Raw genomic sequence first — 23,957 nt, forward strand, 5'->3', positions numbered from 1 at the left:
GGCAGGGCTGGATAATGTGGAAGGAAAACGGGCGGCAGGGCTGGATGATGTGGAAGGAAAACGGGCGGCAAGGCTGGATGATGTGGAAGGGAAACGGACGGCAGAGGCGGATGGTGCTGGCATGAACGTGATGAAAGGCGCAGGTACGGGAGGCCAGGCTTCACAGGCTGTCACCGGCCCGCAGGGCGGCTGGAACCAGCGCAAGATCATGCTGCTTCTGATGGCGTTTTCCGTTGTGCTGCTGGCCGCTGTCACCGTGGCGGGGCAGGCTTTGGAGCAGCAGGCGCTGGTGACAGATTTTTCCAGGAAAAACCTGCCGCCGTCCCTGGCATATCCATTTGGAACGGATTTCATGGGGCGGGATATGTTTGTGCGAACGGTGACGGGATTGTCCATGAGCATCCGCATCGGGCTTCTGACCGCTGCGGTCAGCGCGGCCATCGCCTGTGTGATGGGGCTTTTGGCGGCGACCATGGGGCGGTTTGTGGACGGGTTGATTATCGGGCTCATTGACCTGGTGCTGGGAATCCCGCACATTCTGCTGCTGGTATTGATCTCATTTGCCATGGGCAAGGGCTTCTGGGGCGTGGTCGTGGGCATTTCCCTGACCCATTGGACTTCCCTGGCGCGGCTGATCCGGGCGGAGGTCCTGCAGCTGAAGGCCAGCCAGTATATTCGGATTGCGGAGAAGCTGGGGGAGGGGAGGCTTAGGATTGCGCTGCGGCACATGGTGCCCCACCTTCTGCCGCAGCTGTTTGTGGGCCTGGTGCTGATGTTTCCCCACGCCATTCTCCACGAGGCCAGCATCACCTTTCTGGGCTTTGGACTCTCGCCGGAGCAGCCCGCCATCGGCGTGATTTTGTCGGAAAGCATGAAATATCTGGCCATGGGCAGGTGGTGGCTGGCCCTGTTCCCGGGGCTGTTTCTGGTGTTTGTGGTGGTTTTGTTCCACTATACCGGGGATACCCTGGGGCGTCTGTTGGACCCGGGCCATGCCCACCAGTAGGAGGAGTTGACTTATGGAAGAGAAGAAAAACGTGCTCTCCATCGAGCACCTGTCCATTTCCTTTTCCCGGTATGAGCGGGGATTCAGACGGACGAATCTGAACGCGATCCGGGATTTGAGCCTGACCGTTGGGGAGGGAGAGATGGTGGCTGTGGTGGGAGCCAGCGGGTCCGGGAAAAGCCTGCTGGCCCACGCGGTGCTGGGGATTCTGCCCTACAACGCCAGCTGGTCCGGAACCATGAACTACCGTGGGGAAATGCTGACGGAAAAGCGGATGAAAGCGCTGCGGGGAAAGGAAATCGTTCTGGTGCCCCAGAGCGTTTCCTACCTGGATCCCCTTATGCGGGTGGGAGAACAGGTCCGAAACGGCAAACAGGACAGGGAGAGCCGGAAAAAGAGCCTGGCGGTGCTGGGGCGGTACGGTCTGGATGAGAAAACGGAGCGGCTGTTCCCATTTCAGCTCTCAGGGGGAATGACCCGGCGGATTCTGATCTCCACAGCGGTGATGGAAACGCCGCGGCTGGTGATCGCCGACGAGCCCACCCCGGGGCTGCACATCACGGCGGCCAGGCGGGTCCTGTCCCATTTCCGGGAGATCGCAGATCAGGGGGCAGGGGTGCTTTTGATCACCCATGATCTGGAGCTGGCGTTGGATACGGCGGACCGGATTGTGGTATTTTACGCGGGGACGAATCTGGAGGAGGCGGATTCCCAGGATTTCGCCCGGGAGCAGACGCTGCGGCACCCCTATTCCAGGGCGCTGTTTCGGGCTATGCCGGAGCATGGATTTTCGGCGGCTCCGGGCGCCCAGCCATTTGCCGGGGAGCTGCCGGAGGGCTGTCCCTACGGGCCGCGCTGCCCGTGGGCGGAGGAAGTCTGCCGCGGGGAGGTGCCTTACCGGGAACTGCGCGGGGGAAGGGTGAGGTGCGCGCGGGCGGAATGGCTGATGGAGCAGGATGATTTGGCGGAGAGGCCGGGCGGCGCGGCCGCCGGAGATGGTGGGGGACTGGAAATGAGGGACGGGACATGAGGCTGGAGGCGAGAAATGTTTCCTTCCGGTATGACAACGGGAACCGGAACATTTTAAATCATATGGATTTGACCCTGGAGAGCGGGGAGCGCCTGGGGCTGGCTGCGCCCAGCGGCTTCGGAAAGACCACATTTCTGAAGATTCTGGCAGGGTATGAGACGCCGGACGAGGGCAGCGTGTATCTGGACGGGAAGCCGCTGTCCGCGTACAAGGGCTATTGTCCGGTACAGATGATCTGGCAGCACCCGGAGCTGGCGGTGAACCCGCGGCTGCGGATGGGCACGATTTTAAATGAGGGCGGGCCGGTGGAGGAGCGGATCATCCGGGGCTTGGGCATCGAGAGCGGATGGCTGGACCGCTATCCGGGCGAGCTGTCCGGCGGGGAATTGCAGCGGTTCTGCATCGCCAGGGCATTGGGCAGCGGAACGCAGTTTCTGCTGGCGGACGAGATCACCACTATGCTGGACCTGATTACCCAGAGCCAGATTTGGCAGTTTCTGGGAGAGGAAGTGGGGCGGCGGGGGCTGGGCCTGATGGTGGTCAGCCATTCACAGGCCCTGATGGAACGGCTGTGCGGCCGTATTTTGGATTTAGAGCAGATGGAAGGTTAAGGAGGACGCAGATGGATGTCAGAAAGCTTCTGGAGGAAGTGAAAACGGGGGAAATGGACCTGGAGCGGGCGGAGGCGCTGTTAAAGGACCTGCCCTATGAGGATTTGGGGTACGCCAAGCTGGACCACCACCGGGCCCTGCGGTCCGGCTTCGGGGAAACGGTATTTTGTCAGAGTAAACCCGACGAGTACCTGGTGCAGATTTTTAAGAAGTTTTACGAGCGGGACGGCGAGGTGCTGGGAACCCGGGCCAGCGAGGAACAGTTCCGGCTGGTGAAGGCCCTGGTGCCCGAGGTGAGCTACGATCCGGTTTCACGGATTTTGAAGGTGGAGAAGCCGGGAAAGGAGCACACTGGCCTGATCGCGGTATGCACCGGGGGCACGGCGGACATCCCGGTGGCGGAGGAGGCGGCCCAGACTGCGGAGTATTTCGGCTGCGCGGTGGACCGGATTTACGACGTGGGCGTGGCGGGGATTCACCGGCTTTTGTCCCAGCGGGAGCGGATCATGAAGGCCAACTGCATCGTGGCGGTGGCGGGCATGGAAGGGGCGCTGGGCACGGTGATCGCCGGTCTGGCGGACGCGCCGGTGATCGCGGTGCCTACTTCGGTGGGGTACGGGGCCAGCTTCCACGGCCTTTCGGCTCTGCTGACGATGTTAAATTCCTGTGCCAACGGAATTTCTGTGGTAAATATTGATAATGGCTATGGCGCCGGATACCTGGCGACCCAAATAAATCGATTGGCGGTGAAATAATATGGAGAAAATTTTGTATCTGGAATGTAACTCGGGAATCAGCGGCGATATGACCGTGGGAGCGCTGTTGGATTTGGGCGCGGACCGCGGGGCGCTGGAGCGGGCGTTGGGGAGCCTGGGCGTTGGGGGATATCACCTGCATTTTGGGAGGACGAAGAAATGTGGGCTGGACGCCTTTGATTTTGAGGTGCATTTGGAGGGGGTGGAAGGGGAGCATCATCACCACCATCACGAACATGGAGCGGAGGGACATTTTCATGAGCATGGAGAGGCGGGGCATCATCACGAACATGGAGCGGAGGGGCATTTTCATGAGCATGGAGAGGCGGATCACCATCATGAACATGAGGCAGCTCACCACCATGAACACGGAGGGCCGGAGCACCACCACGGGCACGGGGAGGAGCACGGTCATTCCCACGCGATGGCCGAGCACATCCACGGTTCCGGCGCAGAGCACCACCATCATCCCCACGTCCACCGCAACTATGCCGATATCTGCGCCATCATAGACCGTCTGGACTCCAATGACCGCGTGAAGGAGCTGGCGAAGCGTATGTTCCGGATCGTGGCGGAGGCGGAGTCCAAGGCCCACGGCCTGCCCATAGACCAGGTTCATTTCCACGAAGTGGGAGCCATCGATTCCATCGTGGATATCATTGGCGTGGCGGTGTGTCTGGACAGCCTGGGGATCGAGAACGTGGTTGTCTCCCCGCTGGCCGAGGGCAGCGGTTACGTGCGCTGCCAGCACGGCGTGATCCCGGTTCCCGTTCCCGCTACGGCCAATATTGCCCAGGCTCACGGGCTTACCTTGCGGCTGACGGACAATGACGGCGAGATGGTGACACCCACCGGAGCGGCTATCGCGGCGGCGGTCAAAACCATGGACCGGCTTCCGGCCTCCTGCCGGATTGTGAAAACCGGTATGGGCGCAGGCAAGAAAGATTTCAAACAGGCTAATGTACTCCGGGCAATGATTCTGGAGACCGAGGAAAGCGCCGGGGACCAGATGTGGGTGATGGAATCCAATATCGATGACTGCACCGGCGAGATGCTGGGATTTGCCATGGAAATGATTCTGGCGGCCGGGGCGGCCGACGTGTGGGCCACTCCCATTTTCATGAAAAAGAACCGTCCGGCCTACATGGTGTCCGTGCTGTGCAGGGAGGACAAACTGGAGGAGCTGGAGACCCTGGTGCTCACCCAGACCACCACCATCGGCGTGCGGCGTTATCCGGTGTCCAGAACCATTATGGACCGCAGAAATGAGACTGTGAGCACCCGGTTCGGCGACGCGCAGGTCAAGGTGTGCGGCTACAAAGGAAAACAGTATTTCTATCCGGAGTACGAGAGTGTAAAAACTATCTGCCGGGAACACGGGGTGGACTTTAGGACCGCGTATGACGAGATCAGGAGGAAGGCGGAGGAGGCGCGCTAGGTGGGGCCCCGTCTGCAAAGGTCAAACGCCTCTGCTAAGCAGATTCGGTAACAAACCCAGAAAGGAACTTAAAAATGGCAGATGAAAACACAACAAAGTCTGGCCTGCAATCGGCTGAACCTACAGACCTCACATCGATCAGGGAAAAACTGGAAAACCAAATGGCGGAATACGCTGCCCGGGACATTTGTCTGGCATTCTCCGGGGGCGTGGATTCCAGCCTGCTTTTAAAGGCCGCGGTTCAGGCGGCGGAGCATACGGGCAGGCAGGTCTGGGCGGTGACCTTTGACAGCCGCCTGCACCCTTCCTGCGACCTGGAGATCGCCGGGCGGGTGGCGGCGGAGCTGGGAGGCAATCACCGCGTGATCACGGTGGACGAGCTGGAGCAGGAGGAGATCCGCAACAACCCGGTGGACCGGTGTTACCTCTGCAAGAGGCACCTGTTCTCCACGCTGAAAGCCTTTGCGGAAGAGCGGGGCATTGACCGCATTCTGGACGGCACCAATGAGGACGACATGCACGTTTACCGCCCGGGCATCCGGGCGCTGCGGGAGCTGGGCATCACCAGCCCCCTGGCGGACCTGCACATCACCAAGGCCCAGGTCAAGGAGCTGGCCGCCTGGTACGGCATTTCCGTGGCCTCCCGCCCGTCCACGCCCTGCATGGCCACCCGGATTCCTTACAACACGCCCATTGACTACGACATGCTCCGCCGGATCGGCGAGGGGGAAGCTTATCTGAGAACCCTTGTGGGCGGAAATGTGCGGCTCAGGCTTCACGGGGACATTGCCCGCATCGAGGTGGATTTTGCCGCCATGGAACAGATGCTGGGGGTGAAAGAGCAGGCAGCGGCGCGCCTGAAAGAGCTGGGATTTTGTTATATCACTCTGGATTTGGAGGGATTCCGGTCGGGGAGTATGGATATTGGGATTAAAATGGAGGTCGGGGAAACAATATAGGATTTATATTGCCTATTTAGTGTTTTTCTGAAATAAATTCTGAAATAAATTAAAGGATTATACTTTTTATATCTCAAATTATATGATATAATTAAATATTTCCTATTCTAAAGCTCTTTTGATTTTCGAAAAGAAAGGAATTGTGAAGTAATGCGGGAATAACGGAAGAAGTCGCATTTTTGAGCAAACGGATCTGTATCGTCTGTTGGTGGATATTAGGTAATCAAGAAGGGAGATATAGTTGACATGGGGAATAGTAAATATGAAATGAATCAGACAGCAGCATTACCAGTCGATCATACATTCTATGAGAATGCCGCAAATTTAATCGCAGAATCAAGAAAAATGGTTGCTTCAACAGCGAATACCGTAATCTGTGTCACTAACTTTGAAATTGGCAGAATGATTGTACAGGAAGAACAGAGAGGGCAAAATCGAGCGAAATATGGGACGACTCTGATAAAAGCATTATCGGAGTATTTAACCTCTCAGTTTGGCAAAGGCTTTTCAGAAACAAACCTAAGGAGTTTTAGAAAATTTTATTTAACATATAAAGAACAGATAGAGAATATTCAGTCTGAAAACACAGCAAAAAGCAATTTGGCAATTCAGCAGAAGGCTTCTGCTGAATTCAAATTGAGTTGGTCACACTATCAGGTTTTGATGAGGATTTCTGATAGGCAAATACGAAAATTTTATGAAATTGAGGCATTCCAGAGCCAATGGTCTGTACCGCAGCTAAAACGGCAATATAACAGCAGCCTGTATGAACGCCTTGCCCTGAGCAGAAATAAAGAGGAAGTTTTAAAATTAGCAAATGAAGGACAGGTAGTTGAAAAGCCTCAAGATGTTCTGAAAAATCCTTTTGTGTTAGAGTTTTTAGGAATGGAAGAAAAGGCAGCATAGAAGAGATATGACATAAAGACAGGCGACAGATTTTTGGTTGCCTGTTTTTTGGATTGACATAAGGGGGGACAAAATGCCCCCCCCCCCCCCCCTCAATCACGATTGGTCTCACTCCCCGCCCAAACGTCTCCGCCCGGCGGTTCTCACAATCCCATTCAATTACTTTTTAATAACCGAAACGCCCGTATCCGTAACCTTTCCGCCCTGATCCTGGCCTTCCAGAGCCGCTACGGCAGCCTTTACACCGTCCTCGCCCATCACGTCGGGGTTCTGGGCCATGGTGCAGAGCAGGTAACCGTCGTTGATCAGGTTCATGATCGCGTCGGACTTGTCGAAGCCCACGCCAATGATGTTGGCGTTGCCGGAAGCCTTGATGGCGTTGCCGGTACCGGTGGTGGAGCCCTCGTTACAGCCGAAGATGCCCACAACGCCCTGGGTGATATAGTTCTCAGCGATGGTCTGGGACTTGGCCGCGTCGCCTTCGCCGTACTGGGTTTCCATCAGCTCGTAGCCCTTGCCCTCAAATGCGGAGCGGAAGCCTTTTTCGCGCTTCACGGTGGAGTCGGTGGCTGCGTTTACGTTTACAATGCCGATCTTGCCGGAGGTGATGCCCGCTGCTTCCAGGGCCTTGATCATTTCCTCGCCAGCGGTCTTGCCCGCCGCCTCGTTGTCGGTGGAGAAGGTGGCCTCGGCGTCCACGTTGGCCGGGGAGTCCACATAGACCAGCTTCACGCCAGCGCTTACCGCTTCTTTCAGGGCGGAGGAGATGGCGTCGGGGCCGTTTGCGGCCACCACGATAGCCTGGTATCCGCCTGCAACGGCGTTGTTCACGCACTCAATCTGCTGGGCGTCGTCCTTGGTGTTGGGGGACATGAAGGTCACGGTCACGCCAAGCTTTTCAGCCTCGGCCTGAGCGCCCTCATTTAAGGTAACCCAGTGCTGGTCAATGGAGTCCATGGTGATCAGCGCGATTTTCCACGCCTGGCTGGCCTTCACCTCTGCGGTGTCCGCCGCCTGAGCTGCCGGCGCGCCGCCTGCCTGAGCGCCGTCCTTGGTAATGACGGAAACGCCCGTATCCGTAACCTTGCCGCCCAGGCTCTCGCCCTTGATGGCAGCAACCGCAGCTTTTACGCCGTCCTCGCCCATCACGTCGGGGTTCTGGGCCATGGTGCAGAGCAGATAACCGTCGTTGATCAGGTTCATGATTGCGTCGGACTTGTCAAAGCCCACGCCGATGATGTTGGCGTTGCCGGAAGCCTTGATGGCGTTGCCGGTGCCGGTGGTGGAACCCTCGTTACAGCCGAAGATGCCCACAACGCCCTGGGTGATATAGTTTTCCGCGATGGTCTGGGACTTGGCCGCGTCTCCTTCGCCGTACTGGGTTTCCATCAGCTCGTAGCCCTTGCCCTCAAATGCGGAGCGGAAACCTTTTTCGCGCTTCACGGTGGAGTCGGTGGCTGCGTTTACGTTTACGATGCCGATCTTGCCGGAGGTGATGCCCGCTGCTTCCAGAGCTTTGATCATTTCCTCGCCTGCGGTCTTGCCCGCCGCCTCGTTGTCGGTGGAGAAGGTGGCTTCCGCGTCCACGTTGGCCGGGGAGTCCACATAGACCAGCTTCACGCCTGCGCTTGCCGCTTCTTTCAGGGCGGAGGAGATGGCGTCGGGTCCGTTTGCGGCCACCACGATGGCCTGATACCCGCCTGCAACGGCGTTGTTCACGCACTCAATCTGCTGAGCGTCGTCCTTGGTATTGGGGGACATGAAGGTCACGGTGACGCCTAATTCCGCGGCCGCTTTCTGAGCGCCCTCATTTAAGGTGACCCAGTGCTGGTCAATGGAGTCCATGGTGATCAGTGCGATTTTGATGTCTCCTGACGGTGCCGCGGCCTCGGAACCTTCCGCAGCCTTGGTGGTCTCAGCCGGAGCCGCTGCCGACTCGGCCGGCTTGGAACTGCTGCACCCTGCGATGGATGCCGCTGCCAGAGCTACACAGCTGAGCATTGCGATTAATTTTCTCTTCATAAAACGAATCCTCCTTCTTTTTTTATATTGAACCCCGCAAAATTGCGGCGGTTGAATATCGTTCCACTTGTTTGACCGTTTTACTGCTTGTTTTTCTTTCCGAGACTTCCGGAGCGGACCACTACGTCCAGCAATACCGCAAATACCACGATGATACCGATCACAAGGCGCTGGATCCCAACCTGTGCGCCGATCATGTTGAGCCCGTTCTCCAGGGTCTGCCATACGGACGCGCCGGCGAAGGTGCCTAACAGAAGTCCGGTGCCGCCCAGGGGTGAGATACCGCCGATTACGCCGGCCGCCACGCCGTACATTTCGTACATGTTTCCCGCCTCCATGTTACCCATGCCGGCCTGTGCGCACAGGATCAGTCCGACCACGCAGGCGCAGGTGGCGCTGACCAGATAAGCCTTGATGGTGGTGGTCACCACATCCACGCCGGACAGCTTTGCCGCTTCCACATTGGAACCGATGGCGTAAATATGGCGTCCGGTTCTGGTTCTGGACAGCAGGAAGAAAAAGATCAGAAACAGGATCAGGGCGATCCAGAAGGTATTGTAAATGCCAAAGGTCTTGCCATAGTAGAACAGGTTCTGGAAGCTGTCGCCTGCTTCCTTGCCGATGCCGGTGGCGATGGCGTCGGTGTTGCGGTTGTTGTTGACCATGTAGGCGACGCCGCGGGCCGCGAACATGGTGCCCAGGGTGGCGATGAAGGGCGGGAGTTTGAACTTGCCCACCAGAGTGCCGTTGATCACGCCGCAGACCAGGCAGCACAGCAGCGCTACCGCCATGGCGATGACCGGGTGCACGCCCATGGTCATCAGGGTGGCGGACACCATGGCGCTCATGCCGACCATGGAACCGATGGACAGGTCGATGTTTCCGGTGATCAGCAGGTAGCTCTGCCCAACGCCGATCAGCAGATATTTGGACATGGACCGCAGCAGGTTCATGACGTTCTGCCCGGAAAATACGTTCCGGTCAATCAGTCCGAATGCCACGTAAATGATAATCAGTCCCACGAATGCCGTGATCACCGCGCCCATTCCGCGGGTGCCCAGCAGACGCTTTACGGTGCTTTGCTTCTTCTCGTTCATAATCATTCCCTCCGATTCAGCTCACTTGCTTTTTCTCAAATTCGGTCGCATATTTCAGGATTTCATTCTGCGTCGTCTCCTGAGCCGACACTTCGCCGGTGATCCGGCCGTCGCACATGACGATGATCCTGTCTGCGATCCCCAGCACTTCCGGCATCTCGGAGGATACGAACATGACCGCAATCCCTTCCTGCTTCAGTTTGTTCATCAGGTTGTAAATCTCCACCTTGGCGCCCACGTCGATGCCTCTGGTGGGTTCGTCAAAGATTACGACCCGGGAATTGCGCGCCAGCCATTTTCCAACGACCACCTTCTGCTGATTGCCTCCGGAGAGGTTTCCGGCGTTGATCTCCAGCCCCGGCGTCTTGATCAGCAGGTTTTTCACCGCCTCTTCACAGAGATCGTCCTCCTTGGAACTGTTGATCACGCCCAGTTTGTTGCAAACCAGATCCAGGTTCGGCAGAGCCAGGTTCTGGCGGATGCTGAGTTTGATGCAGAGACCGTCCTTTTTCCGGTCCTCCGGCGCCAGCACGATTCCGGCCCGGATGGCGTCCATGGGACAGTTTATTTTGACCTCTTTGCCGTCCAGGAAAAATTGTCCGCTGGTTTTCTGGTCCACGCCGAAGATCGCCCGGGTGGTTTCGGTCCGCCCGGCGCCCATCAGCCCGGCAAACCCCACGATTTCACCCTCGTACAGGGAGAAGTTGATGTCCCGCACCAGCCGCCCGGCGTTTAAGTTCCTGACCTCAAAGACCTTTTCGCCCTTTTCGCAGGTCACCCGCGGGAACTGCTCCTTGATCTCCCGGCCCACCATGTTGGCGATGATTTTGTCCATGGTCAGGTCCTTGAAATCGCTGTCCATGATGTATTGGCCGTCCCGCATGATGGTCACACGGTCCACAATGGCCTGCAGCTCCTCCAGGCGGTGGGATATGTACACGATTCCGCGCCCCTCCGCCTTCAGCTGGCGGATGATCCGGAACAGCTCGTCGATTTCCTTGGCCGTCAGGGAAGAAGTCGGCTCATCCATGATGAGGATTTTCGCGTTGACGGACAGGGCCTTGGCGATCTCCACCATCTGCTGCTTGGAAACGGGCAGGTCGCCCACTGTCTGTCTGGGGTCCAGGTCGATCTTTAAATCGCCCAGGATCCGCCGGGCCTCCGCCTCCATCTCGCTCTCTTTCAGGGTGAGCCGTCCTGCTTTCTCCCGTCCGAGGAACATGTTTTCGGTCACGGTCAGGTGGCGGCACATGTTTAACTCCTGGTGAATGATAGCCACGCCGATTTCCCGGGCCTTTTTCGGCGTTAAGTCGCCGTATTTGGTTCCAAATATTTCCATAGTGCCGCTGTCCCTGGTGTAAACGCCGCTCAGGATTTTCATCAGCGTGGATTTACCCGCGCCGTTTTCGCCCAGCAGCGCCATCACTTCCCCGGACCGCAGCTCAAAATTCACATTATCAAGGGCTTTCACACCCGGAAAGGTCTTGGTAATGTTTTTCATTGATACAATTACTTCTCCCATCTGGTTTCCCCCTGCTTTCTATTCCCCAGCCGTTTCACGGCAGGGGATCGCTTGACGCCGTTCATTCCCGGATTCCCATGGCTACGCTTAACGCCGCCACATCACCAAGGGATTCTCCCAGCAGCGCCGGAACCACCCTGCACGCCCGAAGGCTGGGTTCCAACACCTCAGCCGCCAGAATCTGCTCGCAGGCCTCCCGCATCAGATCCCCGGCCCTTGCGTAGATACTCCCGATCACGATCACATCCGGGTTCAGGATATCTATCAGTATGGCCAGAAGCCGTCCAAGGTTCCGGCCGGTCTGTTCCCAGACCGCAAGTGCCCTGGGATCTCCGGCTCTGGCTTTGTCCGCCAGTTCTCTGGCGCTTCCAAGGCCGTACTGGGCGATTCCGCCTCCGCTGCAATAGCCCTCGTAGGAACCCGCCTTCCCGTAGCCGGTGTGGCCTTCCGGGAAAAGTCTTACGTGCCCCACCTCCCCGGCCATTCCGCAGGCGCCGCGGTATAATTTTCCGTCCAGAATCAGCCCTGCGCCCAGCCCGGTGCCAAAGGTCAGGAAGATCAGGTTTTCACAGCCCTTTCCGGCGCCAAACCGCCACTCGGCCACCGCGCAGGCGTTGGCGTCGTTTTCCAGGTACGCCGGAAGGTGAAAACGCTCCGTCAAATACTCCGTCACCGGCACATAGTCCCATCCCGGCAGGTTGGGCGGGCCGAGAATGACGCCGGTTTTGCTGTCCAGAGGGCCGCCGCAGCTGACGCCTATGGCCTTAGTCCGGTCCGTTATGATTTGGCCGGTATGTTCAAAAATCTGTTCCAGGGTATTCGCTCGGTCCGTGGTGGGAAAGGAGCGCTTTTCCAAAATCCTTCCGCTCTCGTCCCCGCGGACCACCGCGCATTTTGTCCCACCTATGTCAATTCCAATATACTCCCTCATGGGTCACTCCTTGTTTTCGCGAAAACTGCGGGCCAGGCCGGTGATGGCCGTTTTAGGCGGCGGCCGGCGCGGCCGGGTATGCTGCGGCCGGGTACGCTGTGGCCGGGTGCGTTGCGACGGGGGCGTTGCGGCCGCCCGCCGGGCACTTGACCGGTATAAGAATATTATAGCATCAGAAAATGCCCTCATTAAGGGGGCATTCTTTCGGTTAAGGTAGAGAATCTTTCGGTTTTTTTAGGAGAGGGGAATTATCGGGCAATCCGGTCAAACTCCGGCTTATCATAAGCTGCGGTACAGACCCCTCCCTCCACCACCATCAGCCGGTCTGATATCTCCAGGGTGTCGGACACGTTGGTGGTGGTGATCAGCACCGCGGTGCCCTGGCGCAGGCTTTCCCGGATCAGGCTGAGAATCTTCCGGCGGCAGAGCATGTCGCCTCGGGCCAGGGGTTGGATGCAGATCAGCACGCGGGGGTGCAGAAGCTGTACCCGATAGTAGATCAGGGACATCTGTTCCTCCAGGGAGAGATTCAGGATGTTGGTCTCGTCGATGGCAGCCCCGGCCAGGGGGGCGTACTCGTCCCGGATGCTCCGGTAGATGCGGCCCGGAATCAGGCTCCGGCCCAACTTCCGGTCCAGCAGGAAGGTCAGGTTCTCCATGTAAGTGCGGTGGGGAAAGAGCAGGTGTTCCACCGGGTCCTTGGGGATCACCGCCACGCCCTCGTCCAGATAGCGGGCGGCCCGCTTGGGCGTGTAGAGCTCGTGCTCCAGGGTGATCCTGCCCCGGGCGCAGGCGGAGCCGCCGGTCAAAAGCCCCAGAATATCGTCCGCGATCCGGTTGTCCATGTCCAGAAGCGTCAGGCATTCGCCCTTGTGGAGCACGAACTGCAGACCGTTAAGGCTGCCGCTGTGGACGTGATGGAAGTGGAGCACGCCGTCCTCGAAATCCAGGTCCGGGAGCTGGTTCTGGTCCTGCCATTCCATGATGTAGGGCGCGATGGCGCGGTCCGTCATCTCGTCCCGCTCAAACACCTTGCGGATCTGGCCGTCGTAGAACAGGGAGGTGCGGTCCGCGATCTTGAACACCTCCTGGTGGTGGTTTCCGATGTAGAGCACGGCCACCCCGTCGTCCCGGACCTTGCGCAGCATCCGCTGAAATTCCGGCAGCTCATGCTGGCTTAAGAAGTTTCCGGGGTTGTCCACAATGATCAGGCGGCAGCCCAAAAGCAGCGCTTTTCCCAGCTCCACCAGGCAGCGCTCCAGGGAATCCAGGGCGTTGACCCGCTTGGAGATATCCACGTGGATTCCATTTTCCTGGAAAAAACGCTCCGTCTGTTCCAGCAGCACCTGCTCATTGATAAAATATTTCCGGAATCCGCTTCGCAGCACGAAGATGTTGTCCACCACGCTCAAGCCCTCCACCAGATGGCTTTTCTGCTCAATGACATACACCCGGTTGGCGCTGCCGTCGCTGTAGGAATAGCTGTTCACGATTTTGCCGTCGTACCATACGGTTCCGGATGTGATGGGGCGGTTGTAGCCGATCAGGCCGATGAGCTGGTCGTGCCCCTTGAAACTGCGGGACACCAGCCCCATGATCTCCCCGGCGAAGATCTGGAAGTTTAAATTGTCCAGCAGCCGTTCCCCGCCTGCCTCCAGATTCACATGATCCATGCGCAGCAATTCCCGTTTCATGTTTGTTTCCTCACTCCTGCACCAAAGGCAGGTTAATCAGCACGTCGGTGCCGGCGCCTTCGTGGCTGTACACGCAGATGCCGTACTCCTCCCCGAACAGCAGCTTGATCCGGTTGTTGACGTTGACCATGGCGATTCCGCCCTGACGGCTGGATTCGCCCTCCACGGCATCCAAAAAAAGGGATTTCAGCTTTTCATTCAGCTGGTGCAGCTTGTCCTCCGCCATACCCAATCCGTCGTCGGAAACGCGAATCCGCAGCCTGCTGTCGCTTGCGCCGATGCGGATGGTCAGATGGCCCTTGCCGATCTTGCGCTCGATGCCGTGGTAAATGGAGTTCTCCACAATGGGCTGCAGAGTCAGCTTGGGCAGACGGTACTGCAGGATGTCCAGCTCGCTTAAGTCCTCGTCGCAGTCGTACTCGATGCTTAAGGCCAGCTTGTCGCCAAAGCGGAACTGCTGGATGTAGTAATAGTTTTCGATATTTGCCAGCTCGTCCTCCAGGGGCACAAGATTCTCCACCTGGGAAATGGTGTAGCGGAAGAACGTGGCAAGGGCCTCGGTCATTTCCGCCACGCTGTCCAGACCCGCGATCAGCGCCTCGCTGCGGATACCTTCTAAAGTGTTGTAGAGAAAATGCGGGTTGATCTGGTTCTGGAGCGCCAGGTATTCGGCCTGCTTTTTGGACACGTTGACCAGGTTGCTGCGGTCGATCATCTCGTTGAATTTGCGGATGGCCTGCTCGTTTTCGGGCGTGTAGGGGTAACGCACGTCGAAGAGGTCGTTTAACACATGCCCCATGGCAAACTGTTCATAGATGGTTTTCGTCTCCCGGTAGGGCCGCACCACCAGCCGGAAGGCCAGGAGATTGACGAGAACGACCGCCAGTGTGAAAAATGCCGCCAGTATCAGTCCCGCCGAGCGCTCCAGGCTCGCCAGCCAGATGTACCCGGCCATGAGAATCAGCAGCAACTCTACAGCCACGGCGCAGATCAGCAGGCGTTTTGAGATGTATTTCAGTTTCACGCTCATGAGTACAGCTTTCTATACTCGTTGGGCTTGAGCCCCGAGTATTTGGTAAAGGTTTTGGTGAAATAGCGCACGTCGCTGTAGCCCACCTTTTCGCAGATGTCCGCCACCGTGCAGGAGGTTTCCTTGAGCAGCTGTTTGGCCATGTCCATCCGTACCTTGGAGACGTATTCCAGGAAGGTCATACCGGTGTCCTTCTTGAACACCGTGGCCAGGTAGGCAGGGGAAAGCCCCGCTACCGCGCTGACCTCCTCCAGGGTGAGGGCGGTTGCGTAGTGTTCGCTGATGTACTGCTTCGCCACGCGGACCGGACGGTTCTCGTCCTGGCGTTTCAGGCGGGCGGCCATGTCGTAGGAGGCGGCGATTTTGCGGATCAGGTAATCGAAGAGCTCCTGGGCGGAAGCGCAGTTGTCCGCCCCCAGGTTGTAATTTTCCAGAAAATCGTCCTCGATGCGGATGCGGTAATTCTTCATAAAGAAGAGATAGAGGTTGCAGACCTCCTTGGTCATCTGCAGCAGTTCGTGGCCGGTGATGCCGGGGGAGGCCAGCATCTGGCTTTTGAGCTGTTGCAGGGCCTCCCGAACAGAGAGCACGTCCAGGCTTTCCAGGGCCTGGGACATGCGGCTGTTGAACTCCGCGAACAGGGCGCTGTCCGCGAAGGAACCCTTCTGGGGCAGTTCCCCCTCCAAAAGTTTTCCGGTTCCGGCCACCAGCCGCTCCTCGATCAGCAGGCGGGCGTTCTTTAAGGAGGAATCCAGGCCGTCCAATCCGCCGCACACGGTCCCGAGAGACAGCGTGGCGGCAAAATCCTTCAGAATTCCGCCCTGAATCCGAACCTCGTCGAACAGGGCTTTCATCTGGCGGCGGACCTGGCTCCGCATGGACTCCTCAAAATTCAGCAGGAAATAGAAAAAACTTCCCGCCACCAGGAGCTCGTAGTCGAAGGTGCACTCCGGCAGCAGCCGGTCCATGACGCCGCGGACCTTGTCCGCCATGAAACGCAGGTTTTCCATGTCGTCAAACACATGGCCGTCCAGTTTGAGAATCCCGAAGCAGAAATTCCCAGGCCGCAGTCCATAGTGGAAATCCTCATTGATGCGGTCCAGGGACGCTGTTTTCAGGGTTTTGTCCCTGCGGTAGACCAGGTCTGACAGAAAGGTCTGGCGCAGCGTTTCCTCGTCGCTTTTAAGCGTGCGCAGCACCTTCTCCTCATAGCTGAGCTGCCGGGTCCGTTCCCGAAGCTTTTCCCCCAGCCGGGTCAGGGTGTCGGTCAGCTCGTCCTTTTTGATGGGCTTTAACAGGTAGGAGTTGACCCCGTAGCGGATGGCCGACTGGGCGTACTCGAAATGGCGGTAGCCGCTGATAATGATAAACTCTGTTCTGGGGTTGGTTTCCTTGGCAAGGCGCACCAGCTCCAGCCCGTCGTAACCGGGCATCCGGATGTCGGTGATGGCGATATCCGGGGTCAGCTCCCGGATTTTTTCCAGGGCTTCGATTCCATTTTCCGCGGTGGCGATCACCCGCATGTCAAGGGCCTCCCAGTCCACCAGGGACTTGATCAGCTGGCAAACCTTGTTCTCGTCGTCCGCAATCAGTATATTCAACATGAGATTATCTCCTCAGGCGCGTTTGCGGAGAGGAAATTGCGCGGTGAATCCGGCGCGTTCCCCTCCTGTTTCAAAAAATCCTTATGACACATTCTACCGCAAATCGGAGCTGATGAAAACCGGGAATTTCAACTTTTGTGGGTCAGACCGGCAGCCCTGCCCGGAAACGCCCCAGGCGTCCCGTCAATCATCTAAATCCTCCATCAGTTCCCGCCAATCCTGCAAATAGTACAGCGGACTTTGGTACGTGCCCCGTTCACGGGAGCTGAGAAAGGTTTCCTTGTCCATCCCGGCGTCAAACTCAGCCAGCGGATTATTTTCCGCCCCGTACCTTACCAGCCCCCGCAGCGCCGGGTCCGCCTGCATCCGGGCGGTCATCTGCTCCCGGGCGAACACCGAGCCCTCCCACAGGGCTGTCTCAAAGGAATCCGGACCCTGGTAGCGCGCGGCCGTGTACGAGTAGACGGAGAGGATGGCCTCCCGGTTCAGCCGGGTGTAATGCTCCTTTCCGTATTTCTTGCGGTTTTCCAGCACATGCAGGTCGATCTGATCCAGATAGAGGGAAACGTAGCCGGGGAAACAGTCGGACACCGCTGTTCGGACCGTCTCATCGCCCCCGGAAAGGGCCAGTTCAGCGTCCAGCCTGGCGTAGGACACAGCCAGGGACAGCCCGATGCTCTCCTCCGGGTCGTCCCGGTACTCGTAAGGGTTCAGCCCTGAGTCGTGGATAAAATTTACCAGAATCAGCAGCTCATCCAGGGAATATAAACCCGGAGCGGGAGCGGCGTCGGGACAAACCCGCTCCAGGAAACCGGCGTAGGCGGATTGGTACACGGCTTCCCGCTGGCCCTCCAGCCCGCATTCCTCAAAAAATGTCCCCACGATCCCGGAAAATGTTCCGCCCAGGGAGTCCGCGGCCGCAATGGCGGAGGCGCGGTAGCGGTTTTGGTAAGTCTCATCGTGTTTCCCGCCCCTCTGTGCTTCAACCATCCCGCCTACCCGCCGGAAATGTTCCACATCCTCCTCCAGCCGGGTATCCGGGTTGTCGATGGTGTAGTTGTAAAGATTGGAAAATTCCATACCCTGGTACGCAGCCAGCGGCCTTTCCAGATCGGCCCAGGTCTGCTCCTCCCAGAGCAGCTCGTGGGTGTCCAGGTAATGGTTCATGAAGAAATGGGCGGAGTAGTACAGGGAGATAATGGTCACGGCCAGCATGAGCGCCTGCCCGGCATAGTAGAAAAAACCGGAGAACGTGTCGCCGAAGGCGAATTCACTGGGATTGTCCTCATTATAGATCAGGGGGTATTGCTCGCACGGCTCATAATATCCCAGCTCCCGCTTCCTGCGGGGATATTCCTGGCGGAAGGAGCGGGAACCAGCCTTGTAGGCGATCACCGGATACTCGTACCACCGCTTGACAAAAAGCCCGCGGTAGCGGTAATTCTTGCGGATTTCCACCACGGTTCCCGTGGCGGCTCCCCGCCATTTCCGGGCCCGTTTCCAAAGCAGGAATTCCTGAATCAGGCCGAAGAAACCGGCCAGGAAGAGAAGCAGCAGAAGCCAGGCGTAAAACAGTGTGAGGGGGGAGGGGGTTGCGGTCAAATGTGGGGCACCTTCTTTCTATAACAGATGCCAGTCTGAGGACAAACATCATGTTTTCTTAATTGTACCATTTCCAATAGCGCCTGTCACCCAGTCTTGCTTTCTTTTTTTGTCACATTTGCCTATGAATCCCCACCCATTTTAGATAAAATTATATATTATAGAAGCATTTTCCACTTCCCTTGTGGAAAAAGTGGGGCTGGAGTTTGGCCCGGACAAAGATTATACTGAGTTCAGATTCAGAGAGGGGGTGCCCGGATGGAGAAAAAGCTGGTTCCTTTGACCGTATGTTTGAAGGAATGCGGCACAGAGACTGCGGAGGCGCTGGCAGGGAAGCTGAAGGTCAGCACGAAAACCATCCGCAATTACATCAAGGAATGGAATGACTGGTTTGACGGCCACGGGGCGCAGATCCGTTCCAAACACGGCTGCGGTTACTTCCTGGACATCACGGATCAGGAGGCGTTTGACAACCGGCTGAAACAGCTGACGGCCCGGACCCACACGTCCGGCCAGGTTCCGTCCACATCGGAGGAGCGGGTGGAATACCTGTTGAACGATCTGCTCAGCCGGAGGGATTATGTGACCATGGACGCTCTCAGCGATATCCTCTATATTTCCAGGAAAACCATATCCGCGGATTTGAAAGAGGTGGAAAAGATTTTGGAAGCCTACAGCCTGAAGCTGGCCAAACGCCCTAATTACGGAATCCGCATCGAGGGAACGGAATTCAATCGCCGCCTTTGCATCGCCAATATTATTATCGGAAAAGAGAGCGAGGCGCTGGCAGGGGGAGAAGCCGCAGACCAGGAGCACATGAAGCGGGTGGCAGGTTGTGTGGCGGAGGTCATCGACACGGAAAATTTTACCGTCAACTCGGTGGCCTACCAGAACCTGATCGTCCACATCTGTATCGCGGTCCAGCGTATACGGGAAAACTGTTATGTGCCCCTGGACGAGGAGCGACAGGAGCGGATTCGCCGCAGCAAGGAGTACCGGATCGCGCAGAAGATTACCGAACGACTCAACCAAAGCTTTGATATCCGATTTCCCGACCAGGAGATCGCCTACATAGCAATCCATCTGGCGGGCAAGCGGTCCCTGTTCCTGCCGGAGCAGGAGCGGACGGGGGAAGCGGGGAGCCAGGTGATCAGCGAGGAGACCTGGGAAGTGGTTTCCCAGATGCTGGATGCTGTTTACGAGGCGTTTCTCTTCGACTTTAGGAGCGACCTGGAGCTGAGAATGAACCTGGCCCAGCACATCGTCCCCCTGGCCGTCCGGCTTCAGTACAACATGAAGCTGAAAAATCCGCTGTTAAAGGATATCAAAGCACGGTTTCCCATGGCCTACGCCATCGCCCTCCACTCGTCCTCCATCCTGACGGAGCGCTACGGGCATGAGCTGAAGGACGACGAGGTGGGATATCTGGCTCTGGCCTTTGCATTGGCCATCGAGCGGCAGAACACGGAGCTTCCCAAAAAGAACATACTGATCGTCTGTGCTTCGGGAAAGGGCAGCGCCCAGCTGTTGCACTACCGCTACCGCCAGGAGTTCGGCTCCTATGTGGGGCGCATTGAGACCTGTGACGTCTCCAACGTAAAAAAAGTGGATTTCACGGATATCGACTATGTGTTCACCACCGTTCCCATCCGGGAAAAGGTGCCGGTGCCGGTCCAGGAGGTCAAATATTTCCTGGAATCAGCGGATATCCAGAACATGAAAAAGGTGCTTCGCAGAAAGGGAGGGGACGACGTCCCGCTGATGGCGTATTTTGATGAAGAGCTGTTTTTCAGCCACCTGAAGTTCGACAATCCTCACGACGTCTCAAAGTTTTTGTGCCATCAGGTGATGGCGGTCAAGGGGCTGACAGACCAGTTTTGGAAGCTGGTGGTCAAGCGGGAGAAGGCGGCCCGGACGGCCTTCGGCAATCTGGTGGCCATGCCCCATCCCTGGAAGGCCATCAGCGAGGAAACCTTTGTCTGCGTGGGAATTCTCGACGAACCGATCCGGTGGGGCGACCAGGACGTGCAGGTGATCTTCCTGGTCTCCATTTCCAACCGGAAGAACAAGAACCTGCAGGCATTTTACCAGGGGATGACAAAGATGCTGACGGACGCAGACGCCATCAGCAGGCTGATCCGGACGCAGACCTACGATATGCTGCTGGAGCTTTTGGAAAAATCAGAAAATCAAAACGGAGGGTAACAAAAATGGATGAAACCAAGTATGCAGGGGCGTTTCAGATCATTATGAACGCGGGAAATTCCAAATCCGCCGCCCTGATGGCCATTGAGGCTGCAAAGGATGGGGATTTTGCGGAGGCGGAGGAACGCTTGCGGGAAGCTGAGACGGAGATGCGGGCGGCCCATCAGGCGCAGATCGACATGATCCAGCAGGAGGCGGCGGGCAATCCCGTGGATGTGAATATTATTCTGGTCCACGCCCAGGACCACCTGACTATGGCCATACTGGCCAAGGACCTGGCGGAGCAATTTGTGGAGCTGTACCGGCAGATGTCGGAGATGAAGCTGCAGATGAAACAGGGAAACGAAACCAATTAAAATAAAACAAATTTCAGGAGGAATGAAAATGAATATCATGTTAGCTTGTTGTGCAGGAATGTCCACGTCTCTGGTAGTGAGCAAAATGGAGGAAGCTGCCAAGGCACAGGGAAAGTTGGACTACAAGATCTGGGCCGTGGAGCAGGGGGAGATTGAAGCGGAGCTGGGAAATTTCGACGTGCTGCTTTTGGGGCCCCAGGTTCGCCACATTATGCGCAAGGTCAACAAGATCGTGGACGGCAAAGCGCCGGTGGCTGTGATTGATCCGGTGTCCTACGGCAGATGCGACGGAGCCGCAGTGCTAAAGCAGGCGGAAGAGCTGGCGGCGGGAAAGTAAACTAAACAGATAAGGGGAGAAATAATTATGGCAGGATTTTCCGACAAGTTTCAGGACGGCCTGATGGTCGTGGCCGAGAAAGTGGACGACAACAAGTATCTGTCCAGTATCAAAAATGCGTTTACCGTGTTCATGCCCTTCGTAATCGTGGGTTCCTTCGGCACATTGTTAAATGCGCTGATCGCTTCCGATTCCACGGGACTGGCCAAGTGGATACCGTGGCTGGCTAATTTAAAACCCGCCTTCACGGCGCTGAACTTCTGTACCATGTCCTTTATGGCGATCCCGATCATCTTTCTGATCGCTATGAATCTGGCAAAACACAACAAAGTGCCGGAGTACATAACCGGAGTGGTAGCGGTTGCATCCTATATCTCCGTGGTGCCCCAGTCCGTGACCCTGGGAGAGCAGTCCACAGCCGGCCTGGCCGGGACCACCCTGGGCGCGCAGGGGCTGTTCATCGGAATGATCATGGCGGTGCTGGTGACGGAGCTGTTTTCCGCTCTGATCAAGATCGACAAGATTAAAATCAAAATGCCTCCGGCGGTCCCGGCGGGTATCGCAACATCCTTTAACGTGCTGATCCCCATTTTCATCACGCTGACCCTGACCTCCATGGCAGGAATTATGTTCAAGATGGTTTCAGGGGCTCACATCAACGAGTGGATTTACCAGATCGTTCAGGCTCCGCTGGAGGCGATCTTCCAGAGCCCGGCGGGAATCATCGCCATCGTTGTGATCTCCCAGCTGTTCTGGTTCCTTGGAATCCATGGCGGACTGGTTATTTCCCCCATCCGTAATCCGCTGATGGCGGCCGCCATCGCGGCCAACGTGGCGGCTGTGGGCGCGGGACAGGTGGCAACCCAGCCGGTGACCTACGGCTTCTGGCTGAACTTTGTGGTAACCGGCGGCGCCGGAATTACTCTGTCGCTGATTTTTGCGATCTTCCTGTTCTCCAAGCGGGAGGACCACCGCATGATCGCCAAGCTGTCCTTCCTTCCGGGCCTGTGCGGTATCTCCGAGCCCATCGTGTTCGGACTTCCGCTGGTGCTCAACCCCACCTTTGCGATTCCCTTTATCTTTAACTCCGGTATTTCCACGGCAATCGCAATGTTCGCCACCAGCATCGGTTTTTTGCCCTGCAACACGGTAGATGTACCCTTCGGCGTGCCGGTAATCCTCTCCGCGATCATCGGGCACGGCTGGCAGGGAGTGGTGGTCCAGATTGTCATTTTAGCCGTCTGCACCTTTACCTGGGCGCCCTTTGTGCTGATCTCCAACAAGCAGGCCGCCACGGAGGCGTAAGACTGTGGATACCTGAATCTAAAAAGGGGAGTATTTTTCAAAATTCTGAAAGCGAGGTAATTTAAATGGGAGTAAAACAGTACCAATTTCCGGAGGGATTCTTATGGGGCGGAGCCACAGCCGCGAACCAGTGCGAGGGAGCCTGGAACGAGGACGGCAAGGGGATGAGCGTGGCGGACTGCTCCACCTACAAGCCCAACGTGGACCCCAAGGACTATGTGGCCCAGCACGGCATCACCAGCAAGCAGGTGGAGGAGGCCATGAACTCGGATTCCACGGAGCTCTACGGCAAACGCCACGGCATCGACTTCTACCACCGCTATGAAGGAGATTTGGATCTTTTCCAGGAAATGGGTTTTAAGACCCTGAGAGTTTCCATCCAGTGGACCAGAATCTATCCCACCGGCCTGGAGGAGGAGCCCAACGAGAAGGGGCTTCAGTTCTACGAGAATTTGTTCCGGGCCATGAAGCAGCGGGGCATCGAGCCCCTGGTGACCCTTCACCATTATGAAATGCCCCTGTATCTGGCCAACCACTATGACGGCTGGTACCGGCGGGAGGTAATCGACCTGTTTATCAAGTTCTGCAAGACCGTGTTCGCCCGCTACAAGGGACTGGTGAAATACTGGCTGACCTTCAACGAGATCGACTCCGTGTTTCGCCATCCCTTCACCACCATCGGCATCGTGACCGACCGCTATCCCCAGGAGAAGCTGGAGGAGATCATTTACCAGTGCGTTCACAACCAGTTTGTGGCCAGCGCCCTGGCGACCAAATACCTGCACCAGATGATTCCGGGGGCGCAGATGGGTTGTATGCTGACCAGAACGCTGACCTATCCGGAAAACTGCCACCCCCAGAATATGCTGCTGGCCTTGAAGACAAACCGGGTGAACTTCTATTACGCGGATATCCAGGTATTCGGCGAGTACCCCAGGCACATTTTAAATTACTGGAAGCGGAACAACATCCATGTTGAGTTCGGTCCCGGGGACGAGGAGATTTTAAAATGCCACACTGTGGATTTCGTGTCCTTCTCCTACTACATGACCATGGTGGCAAGCATCGACGCAGAGAAAAAAGAAAAGGTCTGTGGCAACCTGACCTCGGGCGTGAAGAACCCCTACCTGGACGTGACGGAGTGGAACTGGCAGGTGGATCCCACCGGCCTGCAGCACGCCCTGATCGATCTGTACGACCGGTACCGCAAGCCACTGTTCATCGTGGAAAACGGGCTGGGCAGCAAGGATAAGGTGGAGGCCGACGGCTCCATCATCGACGACTACCGCATCGAGTATTTCCGCCAGCATATCGGGGCCATCGGGGCCGCCATCGAGGACGGCGTGGACGTGATGGGCTACACGCCCTGGGGCTGCATCGATCTGGTGAGCATGTCCACCTGCCAGATGTCCAAGCGCTACGGCTTCATCTACGTGGATGTGGATGACTTAGGACACGGAACCTATGAGCGCCGGAAAAAGAAATCCTTTGACTGGTACAAGAAGGTGATCGCCACCAACGGCGCGGACCTGGATTGAGGGAGGGAC

Annotated in this window: 20 protein-coding genes; 12 read left to right on the plus strand and 8 right to left on the minus strand. The window is 57.2% G+C overall.

All coding sequences use genetic code 11. The annotated features are described in order from the left end of the window. Positions 1-208: 208 nt before the first annotated feature. The 7 genes from ACK2JC_RS19250 (at position 209) to ACK2JC_RS19280 (ending at position 6,705) form a co-directional block, all read left to right on the plus strand. On the plus strand, positions 209-1,006 hold the full coding sequence (locus tag ACK2JC_RS19250) for an ABC transporter permease (protein WP_276952928.1): 798 nt from the start codon (positions 209-211) through the stop codon (positions 1,004-1,006). A gap of 13 nt (positions 1,007-1,019) precedes the next feature. Next, positions 1,020-2,036: an ABC transporter ATP-binding protein gene (locus ACK2JC_RS19255; protein WP_368270954.1), complete on the plus strand. Its 1,017-nt coding sequence runs from the start codon at positions 1,020-1,022 to the stop codon at positions 2,034-2,036. Continuing rightward, positions 2,033-2,647, plus strand: coding sequence for an ABC transporter ATP-binding protein (locus ACK2JC_RS19260; RefSeq protein WP_092361207.1), 615 nt, complete (start codon positions 2,033-2,035; stop codon positions 2,645-2,647). Before ACK2JC_RS19255 ends, ACK2JC_RS19260 begins: the two co-directional genes overlap by 4 nt. Positions 2,648-2,658: 11 nt before the next feature. After that, positions 2,659-3,402 carry a nickel pincer cofactor biosynthesis protein LarB gene (gene larB, locus ACK2JC_RS19265; protein WP_092361206.1) on the plus strand — a complete coding sequence of 248 codons (744 nt, stop codon included), beginning with the start codon at positions 2,659-2,661 and terminating at the stop codon, positions 3,400-3,402. Between the two features lies 1 nt (position 3,403). Next, the gene (gene larC / locus ACK2JC_RS19270) at positions 3,404-4,840 is read left to right on the plus strand and encodes a nickel pincer cofactor biosynthesis protein LarC (protein WP_320936767.1); all 1,437 of its coding nucleotides are present in this window, start codon (positions 3,404-3,406) and stop codon (positions 4,838-4,840) included. A gap of 74 nt (positions 4,841-4,914) precedes the next feature. After that, a complete protein-coding gene (larE, locus tag ACK2JC_RS19275) occupies positions 4,915-5,799 on the plus strand; it encodes an ATP-dependent sacrificial sulfur transferase LarE (RefSeq protein ID WP_320936768.1) in 885 nt (294 codons plus the stop codon). Positions 5,800-6,045: 246 nt separating this feature from the next. Beyond that, the gene (locus tag ACK2JC_RS19280; protein WP_368270953.1) at positions 6,046-6,705 is read left to right on the plus strand and encodes a DUF1016 N-terminal domain-containing protein; all 660 of its coding nucleotides are present in this window, start codon (positions 6,046-6,048) and stop codon (positions 6,703-6,705) included. 159 nt (positions 6,706-6,864) lie between these two features. On the opposite strand, the gene ACK2JC_RS19285 is transcribed toward ACK2JC_RS19280, so the two are convergent. From ACK2JC_RS19285 to ACK2JC_RS19320, 8 genes are all read right to left on the minus strand, one after another. Next, positions 6,865-8,727 (minus strand): substrate-binding domain-containing protein, encoded by a 1,863-nt coding sequence (locus ACK2JC_RS19285; RefSeq protein ID WP_092371749.1) that lies wholly within the window; start codon positions 8,725-8,727, stop codon positions 6,865-6,867. 80 nt (positions 8,728-8,807) lie between these two features. After that, complete coding sequence (locus ACK2JC_RS19290) at positions 8,808-9,824, minus strand: ABC transporter permease (protein WP_024736023.1); 1,017 nt, start codon at positions 9,822-9,824, stop codon at positions 8,808-8,810. 16 nt (positions 9,825-9,840) lie between these two features. Beyond that, on the minus strand, positions 9,841-11,346 hold the full coding sequence (locus ACK2JC_RS19295) for a sugar ABC transporter ATP-binding protein (RefSeq protein WP_320936730.1): 1,506 nt from the start codon (positions 11,344-11,346) through the stop codon (positions 9,841-9,843). 61 nt (positions 11,347-11,407) lie between these two features. Continuing rightward, positions 11,408-12,277 carry an ROK family protein gene (locus ACK2JC_RS19300; protein WP_320936731.1) on the minus strand — a complete coding sequence of 290 codons (870 nt, stop codon included), beginning with the start codon at positions 12,275-12,277 and terminating at the stop codon, positions 11,408-11,410. A 248-nt stretch (positions 12,278-12,525) separates the two neighbouring features. Next, positions 12,526-13,971, minus strand: coding sequence for an ATP-binding cassette domain-containing protein (locus tag ACK2JC_RS19305; RefSeq protein WP_118755539.1), 1,446 nt, complete (start codon positions 13,969-13,971; stop codon positions 12,526-12,528). A gap of 10 nt (positions 13,972-13,981) precedes the next feature. Continuing rightward, positions 13,982-15,001, minus strand: coding sequence for a sensor histidine kinase (locus ACK2JC_RS19310; RefSeq protein WP_092371743.1), 1,020 nt, complete (start codon positions 14,999-15,001; stop codon positions 13,982-13,984). Next, positions 14,998-16,605 carry a response regulator gene (locus ACK2JC_RS19315; protein ID WP_092371741.1) on the minus strand — a complete coding sequence of 536 codons (1,608 nt, stop codon included), beginning with the start codon at positions 16,603-16,605 and terminating at the stop codon, positions 14,998-15,000. The genes ACK2JC_RS19310 and ACK2JC_RS19315 overlap by 4 nt, the downstream gene beginning before the upstream one ends. A 183-nt stretch (positions 16,606-16,788) precedes the next feature. Beyond that, positions 16,789-18,207 (minus strand): hypothetical protein, encoded by a 1,419-nt coding sequence (locus ACK2JC_RS19320; protein WP_368270952.1) that lies wholly within the window; start codon positions 18,205-18,207, stop codon positions 16,789-16,791. Between the two features lie 258 nt (positions 18,208-18,465). On the opposite strand from ACK2JC_RS19320, the gene ACK2JC_RS19325 reads away from it, so the two are divergent. From ACK2JC_RS19325 to ACK2JC_RS19345, 5 genes are all read left to right on the plus strand, one after another. Next, entirely contained in the window at positions 18,466-20,412 is a 1,947-nt protein-coding gene (locus ACK2JC_RS19325) for a transcription antiterminator (RefSeq protein WP_368270951.1), read from the plus strand. Between the two features lie 5 nt (positions 20,413-20,417). After that, complete coding sequence (locus ACK2JC_RS19330) at positions 20,418-20,768, plus strand: PTS lactose/cellobiose transporter subunit IIA (RefSeq protein WP_118755536.1); 351 nt, start codon at positions 20,418-20,420, stop codon at positions 20,766-20,768. A gap of 28 nt (positions 20,769-20,796) precedes the next feature. Further along, on the plus strand, positions 20,797-21,105 hold the full coding sequence (locus ACK2JC_RS19335) for a PTS sugar transporter subunit IIB (protein ID WP_368270950.1): 309 nt from the start codon (positions 20,797-20,799) through the stop codon (positions 21,103-21,105). Between the two features lie 27 nt (positions 21,106-21,132). Continuing rightward, positions 21,133-22,410 carry a PTS sugar transporter subunit IIC gene (locus tag ACK2JC_RS19340; protein ID WP_368270949.1) on the plus strand — a complete coding sequence of 426 codons (1,278 nt, stop codon included), beginning with the start codon at positions 21,133-21,135 and terminating at the stop codon, positions 22,408-22,410. Positions 22,411-22,475: 65 nt separating this feature from the next. After that, entirely contained in the window at positions 22,476-23,948 is a 1,473-nt protein-coding gene (locus ACK2JC_RS19345) for a glycoside hydrolase family 1 protein (RefSeq protein WP_368270948.1), read from the plus strand. The last annotated feature ends 9 nt before the right edge of the window (positions 23,949-23,957 follow it).

Source organism: Enterocloster lavalensis (assembly GCF_046603895.1).
GTDB classification, from domain to species: Bacteria; Bacillota; Clostridia; order Lachnospirales; family Lachnospiraceae; genus Enterocloster; species Enterocloster lavalensis.

Bases quoted from the DNA above. Each gene is read 5' to 3' on its own strand.
- ACK2JC_RS19310 (WP_092371743.1), bottom strand. From the start codon at position 15,001: ATGAGCGTGAAACTGAAATACATCTCAAAACGCCTGCTGATCTGCGCC.
- larB (WP_092361206.1), top strand. From the start codon at position 2,659: ATGGATGTCAGAAAGCTTCTGGAGGAAGTGAAAACGGGGGAAATGGAC.
- ACK2JC_RS19330 (WP_118755536.1), top strand. From the start codon at position 20,418: ATGGATGAAACCAAGTATGCAGGGGCGTTTCAGATCATTATGAACGCG.
- larC (WP_320936767.1), top strand. From the start codon at position 3,404: ATGGAGAAAATTTTGTATCTGGAATGTAACTCGGGAATCAGCGGCGAT.
- ACK2JC_RS19260 (WP_092361207.1), top strand. From the start codon at position 2,033: ATGAGGCTGGAGGCGAGAAATGTTTCCTTCCGGTATGACAACGGGAAC.
- ACK2JC_RS19255 (WP_368270954.1), top strand. From the start codon at position 1,020: ATGGAAGAGAAGAAAAACGTGCTCTCCATCGAGCACCTGTCCATTTCC.
- ACK2JC_RS19280 (WP_368270953.1), top strand. From the start codon at position 6,046: ATGGGGAATAGTAAATATGAAATGAATCAGACAGCAGCATTACCAGTC.
- ACK2JC_RS19250 (WP_276952928.1), top strand. From the start codon at position 209: ATGCTGCTTCTGATGGCGTTTTCCGTTGTGCTGCTGGCCGCTGTCACC.
- ACK2JC_RS19345 (WP_368270948.1), top strand. From the start codon at position 22,476: ATGGGAGTAAAACAGTACCAATTTCCGGAGGGATTCTTATGGGGCGGA.
- ACK2JC_RS19300 (WP_320936731.1), bottom strand. From the start codon at position 12,277: ATGAGGGAGTATATTGGAATTGACATAGGTGGGACAAAATGCGCGGTG.
- larE (WP_320936768.1), top strand. From the start codon at position 4,915: ATGGCAGATGAAAACACAACAAAGTCTGGCCTGCAATCGGCTGAACCT.
- ACK2JC_RS19285 (WP_092371749.1), bottom strand. From the start codon at position 8,727: ATGAAGAGAAAATTAATCGCAATGCTCAGCTGTGTAGCTCTGGCAGCG.
- ACK2JC_RS19335 (WP_368270950.1), top strand. From the start codon at position 20,797: ATGAATATCATGTTAGCTTGTTGTGCAGGAATGTCCACGTCTCTGGTA.
- ACK2JC_RS19305 (WP_118755539.1), bottom strand. From the start codon at position 13,971: ATGAAACGGGAATTGCTGCGCATGGATCATGTGAATCTGGAGGCAGGC.
- ACK2JC_RS19295 (WP_320936730.1), bottom strand. From the start codon at position 11,346: ATGGGAGAAGTAATTGTATCAATGAAAAACATTACCAAGACCTTTCCG.
- ACK2JC_RS19290 (WP_024736023.1), bottom strand. From the start codon at position 9,824: ATGAACGAGAAGAAGCAAAGCACCGTAAAGCGTCTGCTGGGCACCCGC.
- ACK2JC_RS19315 (WP_092371741.1), bottom strand. From the start codon at position 16,605: ATGTTGAATATACTGATTGCGGACGACGAGAACAAGGTTTGCCAGCTG.
- ACK2JC_RS19325 (WP_368270951.1), top strand. From the start codon at position 18,466: ATGGAGAAAAAGCTGGTTCCTTTGACCGTATGTTTGAAGGAATGCGGC.
- ACK2JC_RS19340 (WP_368270949.1), top strand. From the start codon at position 21,133: ATGGCAGGATTTTCCGACAAGTTTCAGGACGGCCTGATGGTCGTGGCC.